Origin of the sequence: Shinella sp. NM-101 (assembly GCF_021401195.1) — a bacterium.
Lineage (GTDB): Bacteria > Pseudomonadota > Alphaproteobacteria > Rhizobiales > Rhizobiaceae > Shinella.
Window position 1 is genome coordinate 301,621 of sequence record NZ_JACBFT010000002.1, and the last position, 18,842, is coordinate 320,462.

The following is an 18,842-nucleotide window of genomic DNA, read 5'->3' on the forward strand; positions in this document are numbered from 1 at the left end:
CCTAGACGGGGGGAGGGGGTGCCCACTATCGGGGCGACCGCCTCGGTCTATGGAAGAAGCTTTGCTATGACGGCCTCGACCCTCTTCTGGAGAAGGGGGCCTGCAATTGCCTCGAAAGCGGCGCGGGTCTGACCAGTCGTCATCTCGACAGGGATGAACATGCCCGAGCGCGCCTGTGTTATCCGCGTCCCCGAAGCATTCAGCCGGCGGTAGACGTGTCCATCGAACTTCGCAACGATCTTGCGGTTCGGAAACCGTCCGCCCTTGAGGAATGTACCCGCATAAAGGTGCGGTTTGCCCCATGGCCGGGCCACCACGCCTGGCCGCGTCTCACGCGGTGCGAGGTATTTCAGCCGGATATTGCCCCCTCTTGTCCGCATCTCGTAAGAGAGCTTGCCGCCATGGGCGCGCGTCGGATCGCCAACCGCCCGAACAATCGTGGCACGGGGAAGGCCCGTCTGCTTTGTCAGGTTTCGGACGACCTGAGTCTTCGCACGATCGCCGACCTGATTGATGATGCGCGGCAGAACAAGCGGAAACCGCTTCTGCAATTCACCGAGCCTTTTGCCGAAGACCTTGACGTTTCGGTCGGCCCATTCGACGCGAACAACAGACATCCACAGGGCTCCAGAAACGCGAAAGCCCCGCAGCGTTTCCGCGCGGGGCTTTCGAACCTTTTTATCCGTGACAAGGTATAGGTCAAATTCCTGCCGCACGTCAAGCGGTTCTTTTCGCCCCAACGCCCGGCCCTGCAATCAGTTGGAGGCACGGGCCTCGGTTGCCCCACGGACGGGCGTCGATGTGCGAATCTGACAGCCGATGCGCGACAAGCTGATTCGCAACGCGCTCGTGAACGCGGTGCAGCGCCACCGCCCACAATTCGCGGTCCAGCCTGGCCATGATGTCGCCGACCGGATCATCGGAAAACTCATATTTGCGATAAGCGCCCCGATATGGCCTGCCGGCCTTGCGGTTAAAACCGTCGATCTCGATCTCGTTCGCCCGGCCGAAAACGTCGCGGACCTGCTTCGCCATGAACCAAGCCGGACGGCCGGCTCGCTCGACCATCTTGATCGACGGAGGCGGCGCGACCCAACCCGGTTCGCGGCCGAGCACGGCGCTGCCGATCACGAGGCTGACAAGGTGCGCGGCCCGGCGGATGCGCGGGCGAAGCGTGAACCGCTCGACTGCGCGCTCGACCGCCTGCGCCGTCAGGCCCGGCATACGGTCGTCGTGCTGTGGCCAGTCCGGCAGCGGATCCCAACCGGACGGAATGACGATCTCGCAATGGGCGAGGTCGGCGACCGCTTCGCCCACCACAAGGGCGTCGTCGTGCGGCGCACCCTGTTCGAGCAGGAAATTATCGTGGTCGCGCGCCGGCGCATCGATCGTCGTCATCAGTTCCGCCCAGTTCGTGATCTTCCCCCAAGACGACGCCTGCAGCATCCGCCATGCCGAATTCGCGTTGTCCAGCCCGTCCACGCCGCCTCCTTTCGGCAGTTCATGCACGAAAGCCCATGCCAGCATTTCCTCAATTACCATCGTTTTCATGTCGGAAACCCCTATCGTCCCAAATTCAGGGCTTCCGCCCCAATTCTCATTCTTCCGCCCCAAAGGGCTTTTTTGATAACCACTTGAAGATACAAACAAAAATCAGAAGTAAGGGACGCTAGGGCCGCTAGGGACGATAAATCTCGCGCTTATATGGAAACGAAATCCCCTGTTTTTTCGGGGATAGCTCTTTCTATTCACGCGCGCGCACGGTGAACTTAGAATTTATCGTCCCTATCGTCCCTATCGTCCTAACGCCATGTTTTCCCACACCCTTTTTTCAGAACCTTGCGCCCCATCATTTCGCCTATCGTCCCTCGCAGCCCAAAATCATCCCGCGCGTTGCGACGATAAGGAGGGAAGACCAAGGCACGGCCTTCGCCAAAAAGGGGGACGAGGGTTCATCGCCACAAAGCATCAGAACTCCTCCGGGAAAGGATCGTCGGAGCCATGCCGCTGCGAATGACTGCCATAGTCCTCGGGAGACGGGCCGGGATCGCGACCGGGCGGGCGCACGAATTCGTCACGGACATGGATGCCGCGATAAACTGTCGTCCCGCTCTTCGATTTCCAGAAGGATCGCATCTGGCCATCAGGACCGGCCCATGACAGGCGCGTGTAGTCAGGGAACTTCCGGGCGAAGGTGGACGCCTTGAACTCCGGGGCGCCCTCCCGTGACGCCCAATTCGAATAGCCGATATGGAGATCTCCCGGCGAGGATACGTCCTCTTCGCGCCCCGTCACGATGCAGGCATTGCGCACGAACGCTCCAATGGGGTCGCTTTCCTCCCGATACTCGCGGGTGGCCGCGAGCACCTTCTCGGGAGGGCGCAGGCCGAAATTCAGATAGTCGAGCGCCCCGGCTATCATCCACGCGAGCACGCCCTCGGCCTCGGCCCGCAACTTGACGGGAAGCTCGCGGTCGACCTCATCGACCGGGATCTGGACCTCCCACGGGACGAGATAGACGCGCCGCCAGATGCCGTCCGACGTGTCGTCGATCCTCGGCTTGTGGTTTCCCGACAGCATGATCTTGAACTGAGGCAGAACCTCGAAGAAGTCCTGATGCAGGCGACGCACGGCGATCTTCTCGCCGCCGGTCAGGGTCTTGATCAACGCGTCCTTCAGTTTCACGCCCATCTCCGGCTCGCTGGCGGCGACGAGGCGCGCGCCGGGAAGCCGGGCAAGATCGGGCGTCGCCTCGCTGCCGCCGCGGCGCGTCTCTCCGGCGAAACTGTCGATCGAGAGTGTGACGGCATAGTCGCCGAGGATTTCGCAGAGCAGATCAACGAAGGTCGACTTACCGTTGCGGCCCGCGCCATAGAAGAAGACGAGGCATTGCTCGACCGTGAGGCCGAGGAGGCAGTAACCCGCGAAGCGCTGCAAGAAGGCGCGAATATCGGGGTCGGGCTGCACGCGCTTGAGGAAAGTCTCGAAGGTGGGCGACCTGGCATGGTCGTCGAAGGCATAGCCGACCAGCTTCGAGATGAAGTCGGCCGGGTTGTGCGGATCGAGCCGGGCGCGCCAGACATAGGTGGGGTTGGTTGGATCGAATTCGTGGCTCTCCTCGCGGACGAAGCGGATCGTGCCCGAGGCGCAGTTGACGGCGAAGAGATCGCGGTTCAAGTCGCCCACCATCATCGCCACATGCGGCAGGGCCTCCTTCATCATGTTGTCGAGCTTCGACGACCCGGCTGAACTCTTGGCGTGGCGGTGCCTGGCCGACTTGCGGCCATTGGCCTTCTTCTTCGCTTCTTCGCCTTCCTCTATGGTTTCCTCAAGCTGCATATAGATGCCGAGCTTCTCCGCGTCCCAGTCCTTCTTCGGGCTTCCCATCTTCTTACGTTCGACGCGGGCGTCCCGCCCGGCCTGTATCAGCTTTTCCTCTTCCTCGGTCGCGGTGAGCAGCGCGGCCTCTTCCGAGATCATCTCGGCCGTCCTCTGCGCCAGCGGGCGGACGACGGAACCGTCCTCGTCCTCCTTCCACCGAGCACCGTCGAATCCGTGCCAGCCGATCCGGGCGACATGCACGACGCTGCGGCCGTAGCGGATCAGGAAGCGTCTGCCGTTGCCGATGTCGGTTTCCGGCTCGAAGGCGCAGTCCGAAAGCATGGTCTGGGGATCCGGCTCCTCCGGCGGAGGCGGCGCGGAACTGGACGATACGAGCGGTCGCCCGCCGTTGTTCGCGCTGCGATAGGCAGCGGCGACGATGGCGTCGACCTCGTCCCATGCCGGATTGTGCTTTTCCCCCTCGCTCACTCGTTCACCTCGTCGTCATAAGAAAATGCGGATGGATGGCCGGCCAGCATGGCCGCGAAATCGGTGCCGCGGCGCGGCATGACAATGGGGATCAGGCGGCCGGGCCGCGCGTGGCGGGCCTTGGCCCGCACCATCGCTGAGGCCGTCATCACCGGCTCGGAATCGCCGTCGCCGATCAGAACAAGCTCGTCGACATGGTCGGGCACGACCATCGCGTCCGGCTCGTCGCCGGCGCGGAACAAGGGGACCGGCCCCGGCACCATGACGGCCCGCTCCCGGCCGTTCTTGTCCTTCTTGCGCAGCGTCGGATGCGCCCGGCGCGACGAAGGGTCGGCCGGTCCGGCCATGTTGCCGAGGTCGCCGGCAGCGAAATAGAAGGTATCGCTGCGGAATCTCTCCCAGCGCGCGAAGGCGAGCGTATTCTCGATCCCTTCCGCGCCGAGCCATCGGCGGGCGGACAGTGCGCCGGCGAGCGGGATCACGCCGCCCTTCTTCGTGCCGCGCATCTTTTTCGTGGCGAGCGGCTCGTAAAGTTCGGCGACAAGATCATCGCGCGTCGGCCATCGATCGTCGGCATGCCATGGCGCGCGCCCGGCTTCTGCGCCTTTCTTGGTCAGGCCGAACAGGACGGGCCGGAACTTCGGCGGCACGTTGAGGTCGATCCATGTGATGTGGCAACCGATAACCTCGCCGGCGGGGTCGATGAACGAGGCGACCATGGCCGCGCCGGAATGGATTTCGAGCAGTTGCCCCCTGTCATCGGTGCCGTGCCAGTAGGGCAGGTCGAACGCCAGATGAAGCCAATCATCATCTGGAATGCCGCAGCCGCGCCGCTGAAGATAGATGCGACCTTCGCCCATGTCGGAATAGCGCAAAGGTCCGGCGCCTTGCCATATGCCCTTCGCCTTCTGCCGCTCACGGTCGCGGAAGGCGTTCTGGCCGGCTTCACGCTCGGCCATTTCCTGATAATGCCGCCGGCGCAGGTCTTCGAGCCGCGCGTGGCGCGCCGCGCGTTCCTCGTCGGTTTCACGCTCGCCGCCGGCAGGAATATCGCGGCCAAGGACGGCCGAGCACGCCTCGAGGAAACCGGCCCGCCGCCGGACGTCGAGTTCGAGGATATGCGCGGCCATGCCGATCGCATCCTGCCCGCCGACCCCGCCGTGTCGGCAGTTCCACTTGTTCTTTTCCGTGTTGAAGGAGAACGTGTCGCGACCGCTGCAAACCGGGCAGGGCTGTGGATGCTCGTGCCGCCAGCCGGTGAACTTCAAGCCGAGACGGTCGGCCGCCTCCTCGATCGTGGCGGCACGGGCCTCTTCAATGAATTCCTCTACCTGTGTGGTCATTCGCACGCGCCCCACTGATTGCAGACCGTGGAAACATCCCGCGCAAAAAGCGAATACTGACGGCCACCCCGATCGGTCTTCGCCCACTCGACCATGCGCCGGATGCCGAAACGGGAAAGGAAGGGGTGTATCGCGTGCGTGGAAGCCGGATCGCCGCCAGCGGCGAGATGAGCGTTCCATTCCGCTTGCATCACCGGGTCGTTGACGATGTTGAAGAATGTCGAGTGACCGCGCTTGCACGCCTCGCTGACAACGCGCTCCCATTCTTCAAGGCGCTCGATCTGCTCGGGGAAATACGTGTCGACGAGCGCCAGTTCGTCCTTGGCGCAGTTGATGCAGGGGAAGCATCCGACGCGGCGCAGGCCCCAGCCATAGAGCGGATTCGGCTCGACGCCGTGTCGGCGACCGATGGCGAAGACCTCGTCGACGCTCTCGATGCGAAGGAGCGGTCGCCAGACGTAGAGCCGGCCCGACAGATCCGCATGCGCCTCGATCCGCTGGAGCGGCGCAAGATGCTTGCGCACGTCGCTCTCGGCCGCGCGGACGCCCTGCCATGAAATGACGGTGCAGCCGGCGGCGAGGAGGGGGCGGGTGACGCCCTCGTCGATCGGCTCGACCTTCAGGGCGGCCGTGCAGAACTGCGCCCGGCGCGAGGGGAAGCGCCCTTTCCAGAGGCACAGGTCGAGGAAGGGATTGCCGGTCGGGTGCAGCACGGCAAGCGCGCGCTCCACCAGATCGGCGGGAACACCATGGGCTTCCCAGTTCTTCTCGATGAAGGCGCGCTTGCCGGCGATGCGGTCGGTGAAGTCGGCCTTCACCCATTCGACCTTCGGCCCGCCGGTCTTGATGTGCAGCGTGTTGACCGCCTCATAGGTGGCGGGATGCTCGTTTCCCGTGTCGGCCGCGACCGCGCGGAACGCAATGCCGCGCTCGATCGCCTTGCAATAGGTGGCGGTGCTGTCCTTCCCGCCCGAGACGGAGACGATGTGCGAAATAGTCATCTCGCCACCATCATCCGAACAAGGCGAGTTGCGCCGGCGGAGCCTCGGGCGGCAAGTCGAGCCGCAAGAACGCGGAACGCATATGCTGCCTGTAGCGGGACAACCCCGTTGCCGAGCATGCGAAGTCGGTCCACGCGAGCAATGTCCAGCCGCGCGGCCAGCCCATCAGCCACTCGACAAAAAGCGGGTTCAAGCTCCGGCGAGGATGCGAGGATGTCCGCCCAACCTGATAGGTCGGATGGGCCAGGCGGGAATAAAGGGCCTTCGCCAGATCGAGATTGATATTCTGGTTCCGGGAATTGCCCGGCTGATGGCTGTCGCCGTAGCTCAACGAGGTGGGCGTGGCCCAGTTCGCCGTCTGCGCCGGAAGAGGGGCGCCCCCCCCCAGGCCGAACGCCTGATTTGGCCCGCCCTTCTCCCCGTCCGAGGCGCGCGGGGTCGACCAGAACCGGGCCTGATTTTCCAGCCCGACTTGTTGCTTCCGCCCTTCCGGCGTCATCCCCGTCGCGGTCGCTTCCGCCGACAGCGTCCGACCGCCGTTCGGCACGTTCGGCGTGTACCAGAGATGCTCGACAAAGTTCGGCAACTGGTCCAGATGCTTCCTCCCCGTTCCGCTTTCCAGATGGTCCGGTGAGTTCGCGCCCTTGTGGTCGCGCGCCGCCGGGGTCGGCCACATCGCGACAACGTCCTCCAGTCGGCCCTTCGCCATCGTGACGTTCTCGTTCAGTAACGACATCGCCCCCGCACTCGCTCGCATCGTCGGCCACGCCGAGGATGAAGATGCGTTCGCGGTCATGGCTTGCACCGACTTCCGCCGCCGTGAACAATCCGCCCTCAACCGCGAAGCCCAGCTTGCGTAGGTCTCGCCAAACCCTTTCGGCTCCAGCGACTTCGTCATCCCCCGGCGAGAGCATGCCGCCGACATTTTCGATGAGGACGAACCACGGCCGCGCCTGCACGATGATGCGGCGGGTCGGGGACCAGAGGTCGCGACCGTCGAGGCTTCCCTGCTTTCGGCCGGCGAGCGAGTGCGGCTGGCACGGGATGCCGCCAACGAGGCCGTCCACGCATCCACGCCAGCGGTGGCCGCCGAAGGTTCGCACATCGCTCCACACAGGAGCCGGATGAAGGAGATGCGCCTCCATCGCTGATACCAGTTGCGCGACCGCGAAGGCTTCCCTCTCCACCATGCAGACGCTTCGAGCGCCGGGAACCGCCAGTCCGATTCCGAGATCGAGGCCGGCTCCGCCGGTACAGATGGAGAGGAGGTCGAGAGGGGCGGAACGTACAGCCACATTCATTCGCCCCCGGCGTCGGCATTGAAGCAGGCGCAGCGGATCGGCACAACGCCGAACCGGATCAGGTCCGAAACCGCGCGTTGCGACCGGCCCAACGCCTTTGCGACGATGGCGAGCGAGAGGCCCATTTCCATCAGGAGGAGGACGCCCTCGCGCTGCATCGCGGCGGGGAGCGCCTCAAGGGCTGCGGGCGTGACGCTGCCGTGGTGGCCGAAGGGAGCGGTCATTGTTCCGGCTCCCAGACAGGACGACGATAGGACTGTATGGCGACGAGGCCCGTCAGGCCGAGGGCGCATCCGCTGCGGCCCTGGATCATCGACCCGCCGCGCCCGTCCGCGACCAGATCGAGCCGGTTGCCGCCGACCACCCCTCGTTCGGCGAGCACCATGGCGATGTCGTCCGCTCCGGCGAGATTGCACTCAAAAGCGAAGGCGAACGCCTTTGGCTCGCCGTCGACGACGATCTGATATTGCGCCCAGAATACCCGCGTCATGGTCGTGCCCTCCCATTTTCCGGGCCGGCGGCCACGGCTGTTTCAGTGCTATTCCCGTGAAACGCGCCCGGCGGGGGCGTGTAGAAGTCGCGAACCTGCAGGCCCAGCCAGTCGCAGACGGCGATCACCTTCGGCGCGGAGACCGGCTGGCCGTTGGCGATGCGGGAAAGGTCCGGCGAGGTGACGCCGATCTCGGCGGCACAGGCGCGCCAGCCGCGCCCGTCATCGTACAGACGACTGCGCAGGATGCGCCCGAGGCCAGCATAATCGTACGCGGCGAGGTCACGCATTTGGCAGGGCCTCCTTCTTGAGGAAAGTGGTGGGCTGCTCGCCGATCCAGTCGGCGAGGGCGAAGAACTCGAAAGCGCCGGGATTGCGGCCGCGTGCCGCGCGCTTCACGGCATCGACCTCGACCATCGCCTCGCGGGCGACGCGAGCCACGGTCTTGCGGCGGTGGATGCGCCGGGCTTCGAGGAAGAGCGCGAAGACCTCGAAGTCGATCGTTTTCGGATCGAAGGCGTCTGCGCTAAGGGCGGTGGCGTCATTCATTCCGCAGCCTCATTCATCGCTTGAGGCCGATCGGGCCGATCGTCCGTCCTGATCGCGGAAGTGGCCGTAAATGCTCCGGCCTGCCCCCCCCCCCCGCTACTCCGGGCGTGCCGAAAAGAGGGCCAATATCCGGCTCGACGCCGGCGCGGGCGGTCTTGACCTTGATCGCGTGCGCGCGCCGCCGGGCGGCGCTGTCGAAGACCCTGTCCATGCGCCGCGCGATGTCGGCCTGATATTCGGCCTCGCGCTCGATCAGGACCGAGAAGAAGCCTTCCTTGACCGCTGCCTCGCCGGTCGTGCCAGTTCCGGCGAAAGGGTCGAGGATCGTTCCGCCCGGCGGGCAGAGCATTCGGCAAAGCCAGCGCATGAGGTCGATGGGCTTGACGGTGGGGTGGCCCGAACCGAGACGGTCCTCGGCCTTCGCCTTGGCGGTGTAGAAGAAGCGCGCGGCCGAGCCGGCATCGCCGCGCGGATCGTGATCGCTGTTCGTCGCAAACGCGCCATAGACCTCGGAGGTCTTCCTGCCGCCGCCGCTATGCGGTCGCACCGGGGCCAACTGGCCGGGCGCATCGGGGAATGCCGCCGCGACGACGTCGCTGCCGTCGTGGGTGATATTGGCGGGCCAACGGTCGAGGGAGTTCGGCGATTCGCCCGGCACCCTGCATCCGCCGATATTGATCGCGCCGGTGCCCGTGGCGAGCACCTGGCATGCCACGCTCTTTTCCGAAAGCGGCTTGCGGGCAAGCGCAATCGGTTCATAGGCGGGCTTGAGGGCGATGTTCCAGCCATCCCAGCGTTCGGCCTCGTCGGTTGCCGGCACATAGGAGCCGGGCTGGTAGGCGCGGCCATTGTCCTTGATCCAGCTTCCCGACGAGTTCTGGTCTGCGCCGGGGATCATGCGCTTGACGGCCGCGCCGGTCGGCACGACCTCGCCCTGCGCACCAAGCTGCTTGTCGATGGCCTTGGCCACGTCCAGCCCCTTCGGGAAGCCGGAGCCGAAGGTCCAGAGCAGATCGCCCAATGGATCGCCGGCGGCGATGATGGCCGCAAACGCATCCGCCTGCGCCGGCGACAGGCTTTCGAGAAAAGCGACCTCGCGCTCGGCGAGGTCATAGAGGTGGACGACGCGGTCGCGCATCTCGAAGCCGGCGCGCTCGATGGCGAAGGCCATCTTGTGGTAGCACTTCGGCGCGGAAAACGCGGCCAGCATACCGCCCGGCTTCAAGACCCGCAGCACGCGCGCCCAGGTCGCCGGGTCGAAGGCGATGTCGCCGCCATCCCACGACTTCCCCATGAAGCCGGCCGAGGCGCGGCGGAAGATGCCGTCCGTACCGAAGCCCGCCTCGGCGGAGCCTTCCTTGCCGAACCGCTGGACGATGGTGTCGAAGTGATAGGGCGGATCCGTGACCACCGCGTCGACGGACGCTTCCGGCAGCGCATCGAGCACGTCGAGGCAATCGCCCGCATGCAGCGTCACGCGCCCGTCGAGGAAGGTGGCCGGCGCGCTCATGCCGCGCGCCCCAGCTTGGCGAGCGCTTCAGGCGCGGTACGCTCGGCGCGGGTTCCCGGTCCTGCCTGCATCTGGCGATGGTGGTGGCAATAGCGGTTCGATATGGATGCTGCTTCGTCCCGGGGGGCACCGCAAACGGGCATATCCGGCCCATTCGGACCGAACGGCTCGCCGGCGAACCATAGGCAACGCTCCTCATCAATCGCCTGCAGGAAGGGGATCGGCCGTCCTGCCGGAACGAGAGGCGGAGGCGACGACGGCGGCGTGACGGGAGGCTGGGCCGGGACAGTGACGCCTTCCGTGAGAACCTGCCTCTGCGATTTGGTGCGAACGATGCCAGGGCGCCGGTTGCCGTTCCACCCTTCCAACTTGCCGAAGCGAGCCTTGTCGCGCGATACCTTGCCGACCACGGCGCTGCGCGAGCAGCCGAGGGTGATGGCGATCGTTCCGGCCGACTTGCCGGATGCGACGAGACCGATGAGTTCCTGCTCGCGCTCGGGTGTCCAGAACCGGGTCATGCCTTGCCCCCGACCACCGAAAGCCCGCCCGAGGCTTGGATGCCGGCCAGTTCGGCGTCGATGCGCGCGCGGATTGTCTCCGCGCGGCGAGAGAGGGCGCGAATCCGATCGCTCTCGGAAGACGAAACGAAGCCATCGGCCTTCGCTCGCACCGTCTCGACCATCATCTGGCCGCAGACTTCTACGAGATCGGCGTTTAGCGCCGACAGGCAGGTGATGCCGTTGCGGCCACCTTCGCCCTCGCCGGACAGTTCCCGGCCGTGGAATTCGGCCATGATGGCGGTGATCAGTGGGCGGCCGGCGTCGGCCTCGAGCATCAGCACGGCGGCGAGCGGCATCAGGTCGCGCTCCAGCCCGCCGTTCCAGCGGCCGACCTGGGATTTCGAATAGCCGGTGCGCTCCACCACGCGGGCGATGCCGCCGCAGGCCTCGACGAGGTCGCGCTGGGCGGCAAGCAGGCGCAGGTTCCAGCGATTGGTGAATTCGTTCGGTTCGGTCATGGCTCACCTTTCTGGGCTGGCCTTTCGGACAAAGGATTTCCCGCGCCGGGAAAACCCGACGTCGTTTCCCGTGGCGGGAACGGCTGGAATGGATCAGGGTGCGGGCATGAAAACCCGGCTTCACATCAATCGGTCATGGCGGCGGCTTCTCGGGAAGAGGCGGCATCGGGAGAGCGCCCAAAGGCACGCCCTCCCGACCCTTCTCGCTCTCACGGGTATGGGTATGGGTGGTTGCGGGGGCCGGATTCGAACCGGCGACCTCCGGCTTATGAGACCGGCGAGCTACCTCTGCTCTACCCGCGCAGAAATCGGAAAGGGCCGGCCTGGATTGAGAAGGTCCGCCATCCAGGCCGGCAGTCGAGACGCGGTCGGCGTCTTGGGAGGAGGAGTGAACGGCGGCCGCTTCGGCCAACCGTTGATAGGTCACATTAGTTATGCCGCGCAAACTGGCCGCGCTGACGATGGACACCCAATATCTCGGGGCGATGGAGTCGCGCCGGCGCATGGTTTTTGCAGCTTCGTAACTGATGCCGATGTCATCAGCGAAATCTGACAAGGAGGGCCAGCAATTGATGATATCCGCGTTCGTCATACCGTAATAGGTGCAATATGCCCCCACGAATGTCAACCCTGCGCAGATGTGATTTTGACCTCGCAGCTTAGGTACAATTCGCACCATGGCAAATCAGACAGAACATTTTGAAAGAGAGAAGCGCGCTGCGCGACTCAAGGAGGCTCGCATAGCCGCCGAGATTGGCGGCTATCGCAAGCTCGCCCAAAAATTCGGCTGGAACGAGAACACATACAAGGGGCACGAGCAGGCGAAGAGCAGCTTCGGTATCGTTGATGCTCGTAAGTACGCCAAGGCTTTCGGTGTTTCCCTGAGGTGGCTCTTTATGGGGGAAGGGTTGCCTGACGATCAGGACGAACCAGACCCTGTTTCTGCAATAGATGTGCCACTGATTTCATGGATTAGCGCCGGCGCACTCGGAGAGCATGACGGAATTACTGACTTTTCCGAGTTTCCAACCATATCTGCGCTAGACCTGCCTGAAGGTGACTGGATTGCTCTTCGCGTCGAAGGTGATTCTATGAACAAGATATCTCCGCCTGGTTCCGTTATTTTTGCGAACCGTCGTGATCGGCGTTTAGTTTACAATGCTTGTTATGTTGTTGCGGATGAACGCGGCAACGCAACATACAAACGGTACAGATCGGATGAAAGTCCGCCATTTCAACCGGCCTCTTACAAGAAAATCTCTCCGCCGGACTTTACTAGCGCCGTCAATGTTATCGGCCGCGTTCGGCGCTCGGTCATTGATATGTAAGACGTCCTGTGTGCTACAAAAAATCCGCCAACGAAATTTCGTTCGCGTGGATAGCGGCTGAAACACGGAGCGAATCGAGCGCCATTAATCGGTCGGTTTTTCCCCTACGGCATGCGCTGAGCATAGATAGGTGCAATATGCCCCTATTTTCTGCTTGACATAAATGGGGGCATATTGCACCTATATCTCCATCGCATCCCCGCGATGGAGGTTCCGTTGTTCAATGTCTTCCAAACAGCCCTTCGACCAGTTCACGCCCGCCAGGTGGCGGGGCTTTACATATCCGACCGATTGTTTCCGCGACGGCGTGCAGCAGGTGGTGGCGCTGTCCTTCGACACGCCGACAGGCATACTGCGCCTGTTGTTGGATGCGCAGACGGCGGACGAGGTGGCGCACGACTGCGGCTACTGGCGGACCGCCCAGTCGCTGAGATCGTCGGAAATCCCGAATTCGGAGATATCGCCCTCGGACGGCCAGTTGCAGGAACCGCCTGCCACCTCCTCGACCGCGACGTGAATGGTGGGATAGCGGCCGATCCACTGTCCGTTGAAGTAGCAGTGCCATGCCAAGTGATTTCGGTCGTTACGCCAGATGATCTCGGCGACGCCCTTCCTGCATCGGTAACTGTAGTGCGTCGCCATCCTCATCTCCCCCTTCGTCGACGCGACCATTCTGACATCTCGCGAGACGCGGGCAAGCCGATTGCCGGCTTCCTCCAAGATCTCGCCAGCCTGATCGCAATCGTCGCCTTCTGCACCGCAGTCAGCGTCATCGCTGCCGGCCTCACGCAAGGATCGCCGGTATGACGGCCCCCGGCATCGCCTGGTCGTCGGACCTCACCGACGACGAGGAGCGCCGGCGCGAACGGCGGCGTGAGAAGCGCGAGCGTTTCCTCTTCTTCCTCCACCTCGCGCTCGCATGCGTGCCGGCGCAGCTCTTCTGCATCCTCCTTCTCTATCTTCTTTACTGGAGCAAACCATGACCAACACGTCGAAACCCGTCATCGTCGATCGCCCCGATCACGCCGCATCGATCCTTTTCACGTCAGGCCCGAACGAGGTCGCCCTTCGCGCCGGCACGGTGCTCCGCATCGACGGCGCCGAACACAGGTTCGCCTCCGACACGCCGGTCGTCCTCGGCACGATGACGCCCGGAGAAGACTATGCCGTCACCATCGGCAAGGACGGAAGGCCCTTCGCAGGCCGTGTCGACGGATATGCCACCCCGCTCGAGGCCGGCTATGTCGCCGGGTTCCATTTCGCCCCCGGCGGCTGCGCGCAGGCCCGCGGCGGCGGCGATGCGGTCCCGGCGGTCAATCCCTTCTCGCTCTGGGACGTGGACTTCCGCTTCGCCGGGCCGGACCCGCGCGGCATGGCGCTGATCGACATGCCGGACGGCGGACGCTTCTGGGCCGACATCTATCTTCTCGGCGTCGACCACCGCCAGCAGGGAACGAGCCGCTGCGGCGTCAGGATCGCCGATGGCCACTCCCTCGACCGTCTCAACTATCACGACGCCGCGGCAATCATGGCGGCGCACGGCAAACGCCTTCTCACCTATGACGAGTTCCGCGTCGCGGCGCTCGGCGTCACCGAGAAATCCGCCGCCGGCAAGCGGGAGGAAGATACCGGACTTGATCCGGCCCGGACCAGCCGCTTCGGCCTCATGCAGGCAACCGGCAACCGCTGGGTCTGGGCCACGGATGGCGACCCCGACGAGCCTCGCCCGTCCATCTTCGGGGGTTCGTGGGTCAACGGCGTCAACGCCGGCTCTCGCTTCGCGGCCCTGGGCTACTGGCCGGATGATTCGTACGAGACTCTCTCGGCCCGCGGCGGCGGCGATCACCTGCAGCCTGCATAACCGCGCGGAAGCGCGGGTTGGCCAATCCTTCAATCGTTTTGTCGGGAGTATCCCATGACCGCAATCTCCACGAACAGCCGCGCCAGCGCGCGCTTTTCCGATCAGGCGAGGACCGACTGGCCGGACGCCGTGCTGACGATCGATCCCGATCTCATGCATCCGCGTGCAATCGCGATGGCCGACCAGCTTCGCGAGGGCGTCGTGACATTCCGGGGCCTGATCGGCGCGGGGTTCACGGCGGCCGAAATCACGGAATTCCTTCCCGAGGCCAAGGCGCTCGCGACCAGCCTGTCGATCCGCCAGTCCGCGCCGGGGGTCGACCTGCTGGCCGAGTTGGTCGCGAAAGCCTGCGCGGCGATCTCGCATCGGCGGCCAACGGTACGGGGAGGCGAGGAATCGGAGGCGAGCTATATCGCCTGGAGCCGGTATTGCCAGGCGAGAAACGCCTATGTGATCGATCCCTGGGCCGGGCAGCGCGAGCGGTGCCTCGACCTCCTGCGCATCTTCTTCCGGACGACGCCGATCGGCGAGGTGGCGATCAACCACATCCTGCATGCCGTCGCTCACACGATGGAGGCCCGGCATTGACCGTCGTCCCCTCCTTCCGCCGAGACGGCACGGTGATGAACCTTGCCGCCCCGCAGGTTTCCGACATCGACTTTGCGGAGATGGCGGCGGGCCTGTCCAAGCTCGCGCGGTTCAACGGCCGCTATGCCTGCGCTTCCTATTCGGTGGCCCAGCATTCGGTCTTCTGCGCTGACGCGCTCCATGCCGAGACCGGCGATGCCGTCTTGGCGGGCTGCGGCCTCCTGCACGACGGGCACGAATATCTCTTCGGCGATCAGCCCACGCCATCGTCGCTGCTGATCAGCGCGAACGTCGCCAACATCATGCGTGACGGAGGGTTCGCGCCGGATGTCGTGGAGCGCGCCGCCAGGGCGGTCGGCGAGGCGATCGACGCCGCCAAGGCCGCGATAGACAGCGCGATCTTCGCTGCGGCCGGCGTGGGCTATCCGCACCTCTACCCGGCCTATGTGAGACAGGTCCGCGATATCGACGCGCGGATGCTCCGCGCCGAAGCGATCGCACTTTTCGGGCGCAAGGCGGGCGCGCACCTGCCCGCGGCGCGGCGTCCCGCACCGAAACTCACCGCGCCGATCGAGCCGTGGGGCGCGATGAAAGCCGAGATGGCCTTCATCGATCGGCTCGAGCGGTATCTCGGCATCATCGCGAGGGCTTCCTGATGTCATCGATCAACAAGGTTCAGATTCTCGGGCGTCTCGGCTCCGATCCCGAAGTCCGGCGCATGACCAACGGCGACCCGATCGTCAACATGCGGCTGGCGACGTCCGAGGTCTGGCGCGACAAGAACTCGGGCGATCGGCGCGAGCGCACCGAATGGCACACCGTCGTCATCTTCAACAAGAACCTCTGCAAGATCGCCGAACAGTACCTGAAGAAAGGTCATCTGGTCTTCGTCGAGGGCATGCTCTGCACCCGGTCGTGGGAGGATCAGAGCGGTCAGAAGCGTTACGCCACCGAGATCGTGCTGAAAGCCTTCGGAGGCGAGCTTGTCCTCATGCCGCAGGGCAACGGCTCCGGTGGCCGTCCCGGCGCGGGCGGGCCTGACGAGTACGGGCTGGAAAGCAGCCGCTCCGACCGAACCTCCGAAACGTCCCGAGGCAATGACGACCGCTCCTTCGAGCGCGACATGGACGACGACATCCCGTTCTAAAAAAGAGGAGAAGACCATGGCCGCAAAAGCCAGCCGCAAGCCGTCCGAGCCGGCGCAGGGCACCGGGCAAACCACCGAGGCGAAGAAAATCGTCGAACTCGAACGGCAGGTCGCCAAGGGTTCCGACCGCATCCGCCATCTTGAGGATCTCCTCGACAATGCGGAGCGGCGTCGCGAAATCCTCGAACGGAACCTCGCGCGCCAGACCATCCTGCTCGACGACGCCCAGCGCACGATCAAGGCGCAGGCCGTCGTGATCGCCGATGCCCGGCACGCCGAGATCGAGGACCGTGTCGCGCGTCTTCGCGACATGACCTCCGACATCCCCTTCTGACGATTCACACCGCCGGCAGGGCCGGCGGATCAACCTTACCCGTGAGGACAAGATGAAACGAATCCGCGACGCGCAAACGATCATCGGCATGCTGGAGGGCGGCGAAGTCGCGGCGGTCCTCGGCAGCGAGATCACCGAGACGCTATCAAAGCTGAAGGAGCTTTCCGGCGACCGCCCGAAGTCGAAGGTCAAGGGCAGCGTCTCGCTCAAGATCAATCTGGAAGTCGAGGCCGGCACGGCCACGATCACCTGCGACATCGATTCCAAGCGCCCGAAGCCACAGCGCGGTTCGTCCTTCTACTGGGTGCTCGATGACGGCTCGCTCTCCACCGAGCACCCCCAGCAGACCGACATGTTCAACGGCCCGCGCGAGGCGAGACCTCGCGCCGCCGAATAGCCGGCCCCTTCCTCCAAACCTGAAAGGTCGAACCATGACAAAAACTGTCACCCCCGCGACGGACGCCGCAGAAGCCAGCGCCACCCCCTTCAGCATCGACCTGGCCGAAGCCGCGCGCCTCGGCGCGGCGGCGCAAGGGATCGAGATCGTCCAGATCGACACGCCCGAGGGCTTCTTCGGCCTGCCGGCGAAGGTGCCGCTGGCGCTGCACCGTGGCAAGGAGCCGGCGGTCAACGCGCTCGCCAACGTGATCGAAAGCTACCGCCTGCACCCGAAGCGCAAGCAGGGCACCGCCGAGGCGCAGACCTTCGAGTCCTTCTGCGAACTGATCAACCGCCACAAGTCCGAGCATTCGGTGATCTTCGCCGATGCGGACTGGCGCGAGCCGTCCTTCACCGCCGTCATCGACTATCACCATCTCGGCGTCGACGGTCAGCCGGATTATGGCAGGCACCGCGTTCATTACGCCTTCCCGCTCTCCGAGGAGTGGCAGGCGTGGAACAAGATGAACGGCCAGAAGATGACGCAGGAGGACTTCGCCTATTTCCTCGAAGACCGCGTCGCGGAACTCTCGGCGCCGACCGCCGAAGAGCGTACCTGGCTTGAACGCGATTTCGCGACGACCGTCGCCACCCCCAGCCAGCTTGTCGAACTGTCGCGCGGCCTTCAGGTCAACGTGGCGAGCAAGGTGAAGGCGGTGCATACCCTTGCCAACGGCGAGGGGCAGATCGCCTGGGAAGAAAGCCATCAGGACGCGAACGGCGCACCGCTCAAGGTGCCGGGCATCTTCATCCTGTCCGTGCCGCCCTTCTTCATGGGCGACAAGATGCGCATCCCCGTGCGCCTGCGCTACCGTGCTGCCGGCGGTTCGGTGACGTGGTTCTACCAGATCTATCGCCCCGACCAGTTCATCACCGAGCACGTCCGCCGCGCCCTCTTCGACGCCCGCGAAAAGACCGGCCTGCCGGCCTATGAGGGCAAGCCGGAGACGGGGGCATGACGGCGGCCGCGATCATCATCGGGCGGGAGGCTTTGCTTCCCGCTCTGGCGCTCGCCGTGCGCGTGGTTGAGCGCCGCACGACGATCCCGATCCTGTCGAACGTCCTGATCCGGGCGGGCGCCAATGGGGATGGGGGCCGGCTGGCGATCACCGGCACCGACCTCGACGCCGAAATCGTCGTCTCGCGCAAATGCGTGATCGAGGGCGGCGCGGCCGAGGTGACGCTACCGGCGAATAATCTGCACGACATCGTGCGCAAGCTGCCCGAGGGCTGCGAGGTCAAGATCGCCGGCAGCGTTGACGCCAAGGACGACGGCGGCATGTGGACCGTTTCGGCCGGGCGCTCGCGTTTCCGCCTGCCGGCCCTGCCTGCATCCGATTTCCACGAACTGTCGGCCGGCGAATTCGCCTGTAGCTTCGATATGGAAGCCGCCACGCTCAAGGCGATGCTCGAAACCGTGCGCTTCGCGATTTCGAGCGAGGAGACTCGATACTACCTTAACGGCATCCACTGGCACGAAGACGTGGTCGACGGGGCCGCGGCGCTGATCGCCGTGGCGACGGACGGGCATCGCCTCGCGAAAGCGACCCTGCCGCTTCCGGATGGCGCGGGCGGCCTGCCGGCGATCATCGTCCCGAGGAAAACGGTCGAACTCGTCCTGAAAATGCTGCCCGAGAAGGGAACTGTCCGCCTCGACGTCTCGGACGTCAAGTTCCGCATCTCCATGGGCGGCGACGAAAACGGCGTAACGCTGGTCTCGAAACTGATCGACGGCACCTTCCCCGATTACAAGCGCGTGGTGCCGGCGGGCAACCCGAACCGCTACACGCTCGCCCGCGCGCCGCTGGCGGACGCCATCGACCGCGTCCTGACCGTGTCCACCGGCAAGGGCAACGCCGTCAAATACGCCTTCGCACGCGACGGGCTGACCGTCACCGCCCATAGCCCGGACGCCGGCAGCGCGGAAGATCAGATCGAGATCGCCGGTGCCGATGGTGACCCTGTCGAGATCGGCTTCAACGGCAAATACTGCCTCGACCTCCTGTCCGCCGCCGGCGGCGACGAGGTGATCTTCGAACTGGGCGATGCCGGTGCGCCTGCCCTCATCCGCCCGGCGCAGGGCGGCGACACGCTTTTCGTTCTCATGCCGATGAGGATTTAACC

24 protein-coding genes, 1 tRNA gene and 1 pseudogene are annotated in these 18,842 nt (G+C 64.7%); 11 read left to right on the plus strand and 15 right to left on the minus strand.

Going from position 1 to position 18,842, the window contains the following annotated elements; translation table 11 throughout:
* Window positions 1-47: 47 nt before the first annotated feature.
* From L0976_RS05265 to L0976_RS05330, 15 genes and pseudogenes are all read right to left on the minus strand, one after another.
* Window positions 48-617: a hypothetical protein gene (locus tag L0976_RS05265; protein ID WP_234186429.1), complete on the minus strand. Its 570-nt coding sequence runs from the start codon at window positions 615-617 to the stop codon at window positions 48-50.
* Window positions 618-717: 100 nt separating this feature from the next.
* Window positions 718-1,551: a hypothetical protein gene (locus L0976_RS05270; RefSeq protein WP_234186430.1), complete on the minus strand. Its 834-nt coding sequence runs from the start codon at window positions 1,549-1,551 to the stop codon at window positions 718-720.
* Window positions 1,552-1,968: 417 nt separating this feature from the next.
* Complete coding sequence (locus tag L0976_RS05275; protein WP_234186431.1) at window positions 1,969-3,810, minus strand: phage/plasmid primase, P4 family; 1,842 nt, start codon at window positions 3,808-3,810, stop codon at window positions 1,969-1,971.
* The gene (locus L0976_RS05280; protein ID WP_234186432.1) at window positions 3,807-5,153 is read right to left on the minus strand and encodes a P4 alpha zinc-binding domain-containing protein; all 1,347 of its coding nucleotides are present in this window, start codon (window positions 5,151-5,153) and stop codon (window positions 3,807-3,809) included. The genes L0976_RS05275 and L0976_RS05280 overlap by 4 nt, the downstream gene beginning before the upstream one ends.
* Entirely contained in the window at window positions 5,150-6,154 is a 1,005-nt protein-coding gene (locus L0976_RS05285) for a phosphoadenosine phosphosulfate reductase family protein (protein WP_234186433.1), read from the minus strand. The genes L0976_RS05280 and L0976_RS05285 overlap by 4 nt, the downstream gene beginning before the upstream one ends.
* A 10-nt stretch (window positions 6,155-6,164) precedes the next feature.
* Window positions 6,165-6,950: a hypothetical protein gene (locus L0976_RS05290; RefSeq protein WP_234186434.1), complete on the minus strand. Its 786-nt coding sequence runs from the start codon at window positions 6,948-6,950 to the stop codon at window positions 6,165-6,167.
* 16 nt (window positions 6,951-6,966) lie between these two features.
* A pseudogene (locus tag L0976_RS28740) lies at window positions 6,967-7,455 on the minus strand (DNA cytosine methyltransferase); the annotation flags it as partial.
* Window positions 7,452-7,679: a hypothetical protein gene (locus L0976_RS05295; RefSeq protein WP_234186435.1), complete on the minus strand. Its 228-nt coding sequence runs from the start codon at window positions 7,677-7,679 to the stop codon at window positions 7,452-7,454. The pseudogene L0976_RS28740 and the gene L0976_RS05295, both read right to left, overlap by 4 nt.
* On the minus strand, window positions 7,676-7,945 hold the full coding sequence (locus tag L0976_RS05300; protein WP_234186436.1) for a hypothetical protein: 270 nt from the start codon (window positions 7,943-7,945) through the stop codon (window positions 7,676-7,678). The genes L0976_RS05295 and L0976_RS05300 overlap by 4 nt, the downstream gene beginning before the upstream one ends.
* The gene (locus L0976_RS05305) at window positions 7,942-8,235 is read right to left on the minus strand and encodes a hypothetical protein (protein WP_234186437.1); all 294 of its coding nucleotides are present in this window, start codon (window positions 8,233-8,235) and stop codon (window positions 7,942-7,944) included. Before L0976_RS05305 ends, L0976_RS05300 begins: the two co-directional genes overlap by 4 nt.
* Complete coding sequence (locus L0976_RS05310; RefSeq protein WP_234186438.1) at window positions 8,228-8,494, minus strand: hypothetical protein; 267 nt, start codon at window positions 8,492-8,494, stop codon at window positions 8,228-8,230. The genes L0976_RS05305 and L0976_RS05310 overlap by 8 nt, the downstream gene beginning before the upstream one ends.
* A 13-nt stretch (window positions 8,495-8,507) precedes the next feature.
* The gene (locus tag L0976_RS28690; RefSeq protein ID WP_304951589.1) at window positions 8,508-10,004 is read right to left on the minus strand and encodes a DNA methyltransferase; all 1,497 of its coding nucleotides are present in this window, start codon (window positions 10,002-10,004) and stop codon (window positions 8,508-8,510) included.
* The gene (locus L0976_RS05320) at window positions 10,001-10,522 is read right to left on the minus strand and encodes a GcrA family cell cycle regulator (RefSeq protein ID WP_234186439.1); all 522 of its coding nucleotides are present in this window, start codon (window positions 10,520-10,522) and stop codon (window positions 10,001-10,003) included. The genes L0976_RS28690 and L0976_RS05320 overlap by 4 nt, the downstream gene beginning before the upstream one ends.
* Window positions 10,519-11,022, minus strand: coding sequence for a hypothetical protein (locus L0976_RS05325; RefSeq protein WP_234186440.1), 504 nt, complete (start codon window positions 11,020-11,022; stop codon window positions 10,519-10,521). Before L0976_RS05325 ends, L0976_RS05320 begins: the two co-directional genes overlap by 4 nt.
* Window positions 11,023-11,250: 228 nt before the next feature.
* Window positions 11,251-11,326, minus strand: a tRNA-Met gene (locus L0976_RS05330).
* Window positions 11,327-11,699: 373 nt separating this feature from the next.
* Between L0976_RS05330 and L0976_RS05335 the strand changes: the two genes are divergently transcribed.
* The 11 genes from L0976_RS05335 (at window position 11,700) to dnaN (ending at window position 18,840) form a co-directional block, all read left to right on the plus strand.
* Window positions 11,700-12,350, plus strand: coding sequence for a S24 family peptidase (locus tag L0976_RS05335; protein ID WP_234186441.1), 651 nt, complete (start codon window positions 11,700-11,702; stop codon window positions 12,348-12,350).
* A gap of 223 nt (window positions 12,351-12,573) precedes the next feature.
* Window positions 12,574-12,867 carry a hypothetical protein gene (locus tag L0976_RS05340; RefSeq protein ID WP_234186442.1) on the plus strand — a complete coding sequence of 98 codons (294 nt, stop codon included), beginning with the start codon at window positions 12,574-12,576 and terminating at the stop codon, window positions 12,865-12,867.
* A gap of 286 nt (window positions 12,868-13,153) precedes the next feature.
* Window positions 13,154-13,333: a hypothetical protein gene (locus L0976_RS05345; protein WP_234186443.1), complete on the plus strand. Its 180-nt coding sequence runs from the start codon at window positions 13,154-13,156 to the stop codon at window positions 13,331-13,333.
* Window positions 13,330-14,211, plus strand: a complete 882-nt coding sequence (locus L0976_RS05350) for a hypothetical protein (RefSeq protein WP_234186444.1) — start codon at window positions 13,330-13,332, stop codon at window positions 14,209-14,211. Before L0976_RS05345 ends, L0976_RS05350 begins: the two co-directional genes overlap by 4 nt.
* Window positions 14,212-14,265: 54 nt before the next feature.
* Entirely contained in the window at window positions 14,266-14,799 is a 534-nt protein-coding gene (locus L0976_RS05355; RefSeq protein ID WP_234186445.1) for a hypothetical protein, read from the plus strand.
* A 35-nt stretch (window positions 14,800-14,834) separates the two neighbouring features.
* Window positions 14,835-15,455 carry a hypothetical protein gene (locus tag L0976_RS05360; RefSeq protein ID WP_234186446.1) on the plus strand — a complete coding sequence of 207 codons (621 nt, stop codon included), beginning with the start codon at window positions 14,835-14,837 and terminating at the stop codon, window positions 15,453-15,455.
* Window positions 15,452-15,946 (plus strand): single-stranded DNA-binding protein, encoded by a 495-nt coding sequence (gene ssb, locus L0976_RS05365; protein ID WP_234186682.1) that lies wholly within the window; start codon window positions 15,452-15,454, stop codon window positions 15,944-15,946. The genes L0976_RS05360 and ssb overlap by 4 nt, the downstream gene beginning before the upstream one ends.
* A gap of 16 nt (window positions 15,947-15,962) precedes the next feature.
* A complete protein-coding gene (locus L0976_RS05370) occupies window positions 15,963-16,280 on the plus strand; it encodes a hypothetical protein (protein WP_234186447.1) in 318 nt (105 codons plus the stop codon).
* A gap of 52 nt (window positions 16,281-16,332) precedes the next feature.
* Window positions 16,333-16,677, plus strand: coding sequence for a hypothetical protein (locus tag L0976_RS05375; RefSeq protein WP_234186448.1), 345 nt, complete (start codon window positions 16,333-16,335; stop codon window positions 16,675-16,677).
* A 34-nt stretch (window positions 16,678-16,711) separates the two neighbouring features.
* Window positions 16,712-17,677 carry a DUF2303 family protein gene (locus L0976_RS05380; protein WP_234186449.1) on the plus strand — a complete coding sequence of 322 codons (966 nt, stop codon included), beginning with the start codon at window positions 16,712-16,714 and terminating at the stop codon, window positions 17,675-17,677.
* Window positions 17,674-18,840: a DNA polymerase III subunit beta gene (dnaN, locus tag L0976_RS05385; RefSeq protein WP_234186450.1), complete on the plus strand. Its 1,167-nt coding sequence runs from the start codon at window positions 17,674-17,676 to the stop codon at window positions 18,838-18,840. Before L0976_RS05380 ends, dnaN begins: the two co-directional genes overlap by 4 nt.
* Window positions 18,841-18,842: the final 2 nt, after the last annotated feature.

Coding starts and splice junctions, on each gene's coding strand:
- L0976_RS05350 (WP_234186444.1), top strand. CDS start 13,330: ATGACCAACACGTCGAAACCCGTCATCGTCGATCGCCCCGATCACGCC.
- L0976_RS05335 (WP_234186441.1), top strand. CDS start 11,700: ATGGCAAATCAGACAGAACATTTTGAAAGAGAGAAGCGCGCTGCGCGA.
- L0976_RS05265 (WP_234186429.1), bottom strand. CDS start 617: ATGTCTGTTGTTCGCGTCGAATGGGCCGACCGAAACGTCAAGGTCTTC.
- L0976_RS05320 (WP_234186439.1), bottom strand. CDS start 10,522: ATGACCCGGTTCTGGACACCCGAGCGCGAGCAGGAACTCATCGGTCTC.
- L0976_RS05325 (WP_234186440.1), bottom strand. CDS start 11,022: ATGACCGAACCGAACGAATTCACCAATCGCTGGAACCTGCGCCTGCTT.
- dnaN (WP_234186450.1), top strand. CDS start 17,674: ATGACGGCGGCCGCGATCATCATCGGGCGGGAGGCTTTGCTTCCCGCT.
- L0976_RS05380 (WP_234186449.1), top strand. CDS start 16,712: ATGACAAAAACTGTCACCCCCGCGACGGACGCCGCAGAAGCCAGCGCC.
- L0976_RS05295 (WP_234186435.1), bottom strand. CDS start 7,679: ATGACCGCTCCCTTCGGCCACCACGGCAGCGTCACGCCCGCAGCCCTT.
- L0976_RS05305 (WP_234186437.1), bottom strand. CDS start 8,235: ATGCGTGACCTCGCCGCGTACGATTATGCTGGCCTCGGGCGCATCCTG.
- L0976_RS05375 (WP_234186448.1), top strand. CDS start 16,333: ATGAAACGAATCCGCGACGCGCAAACGATCATCGGCATGCTGGAGGGC.
- L0976_RS05340 (WP_234186442.1), top strand. CDS start 12,574: ATGTCTTCCAAACAGCCCTTCGACCAGTTCACGCCCGCCAGGTGGCGG.
- L0976_RS28690 (WP_304951589.1), bottom strand. CDS start 10,004: ATGAGCGCGCCGGCCACCTTCCTCGACGGGCGCGTGACGCTGCATGCG.
- L0976_RS05300 (WP_234186436.1), bottom strand. CDS start 7,945: ATGACGCGGGTATTCTGGGCGCAATATCAGATCGTCGTCGACGGCGAG.
- L0976_RS05345 (WP_234186443.1), top strand. CDS start 13,154: ATGACGGCCCCCGGCATCGCCTGGTCGTCGGACCTCACCGACGACGAG.
- L0976_RS05280 (WP_234186432.1), bottom strand. CDS start 5,153: ATGACCACACAGGTAGAGGAATTCATTGAAGAGGCCCGTGCCGCCACG.
- L0976_RS05290 (WP_234186434.1), bottom strand. CDS start 6,950: ATGACCGCGAACGCATCTTCATCCTCGGCGTGGCCGACGATGCGAGCG.
- L0976_RS05355 (WP_234186445.1), top strand. CDS start 14,266: ATGACCGCAATCTCCACGAACAGCCGCGCCAGCGCGCGCTTTTCCGAT.
- L0976_RS05310 (WP_234186438.1), bottom strand. CDS start 8,494: ATGAATGACGCCACCGCCCTTAGCGCAGACGCCTTCGATCCGAAAACG.
- L0976_RS05285 (WP_234186433.1), bottom strand. CDS start 6,154: ATGACTATTTCGCACATCGTCTCCGTCTCGGGCGGGAAGGACAGCACC.
- L0976_RS05360 (WP_234186446.1), top strand. CDS start 14,835: ATGAACCTTGCCGCCCCGCAGGTTTCCGACATCGACTTTGCGGAGATG.
- L0976_RS05370 (WP_234186447.1), top strand. CDS start 15,963: ATGGCCGCAAAAGCCAGCCGCAAGCCGTCCGAGCCGGCGCAGGGCACC.
- L0976_RS05270 (WP_234186430.1), bottom strand. CDS start 1,551: ATGAAAACGATGGTAATTGAGGAAATGCTGGCATGGGCTTTCGTGCAT.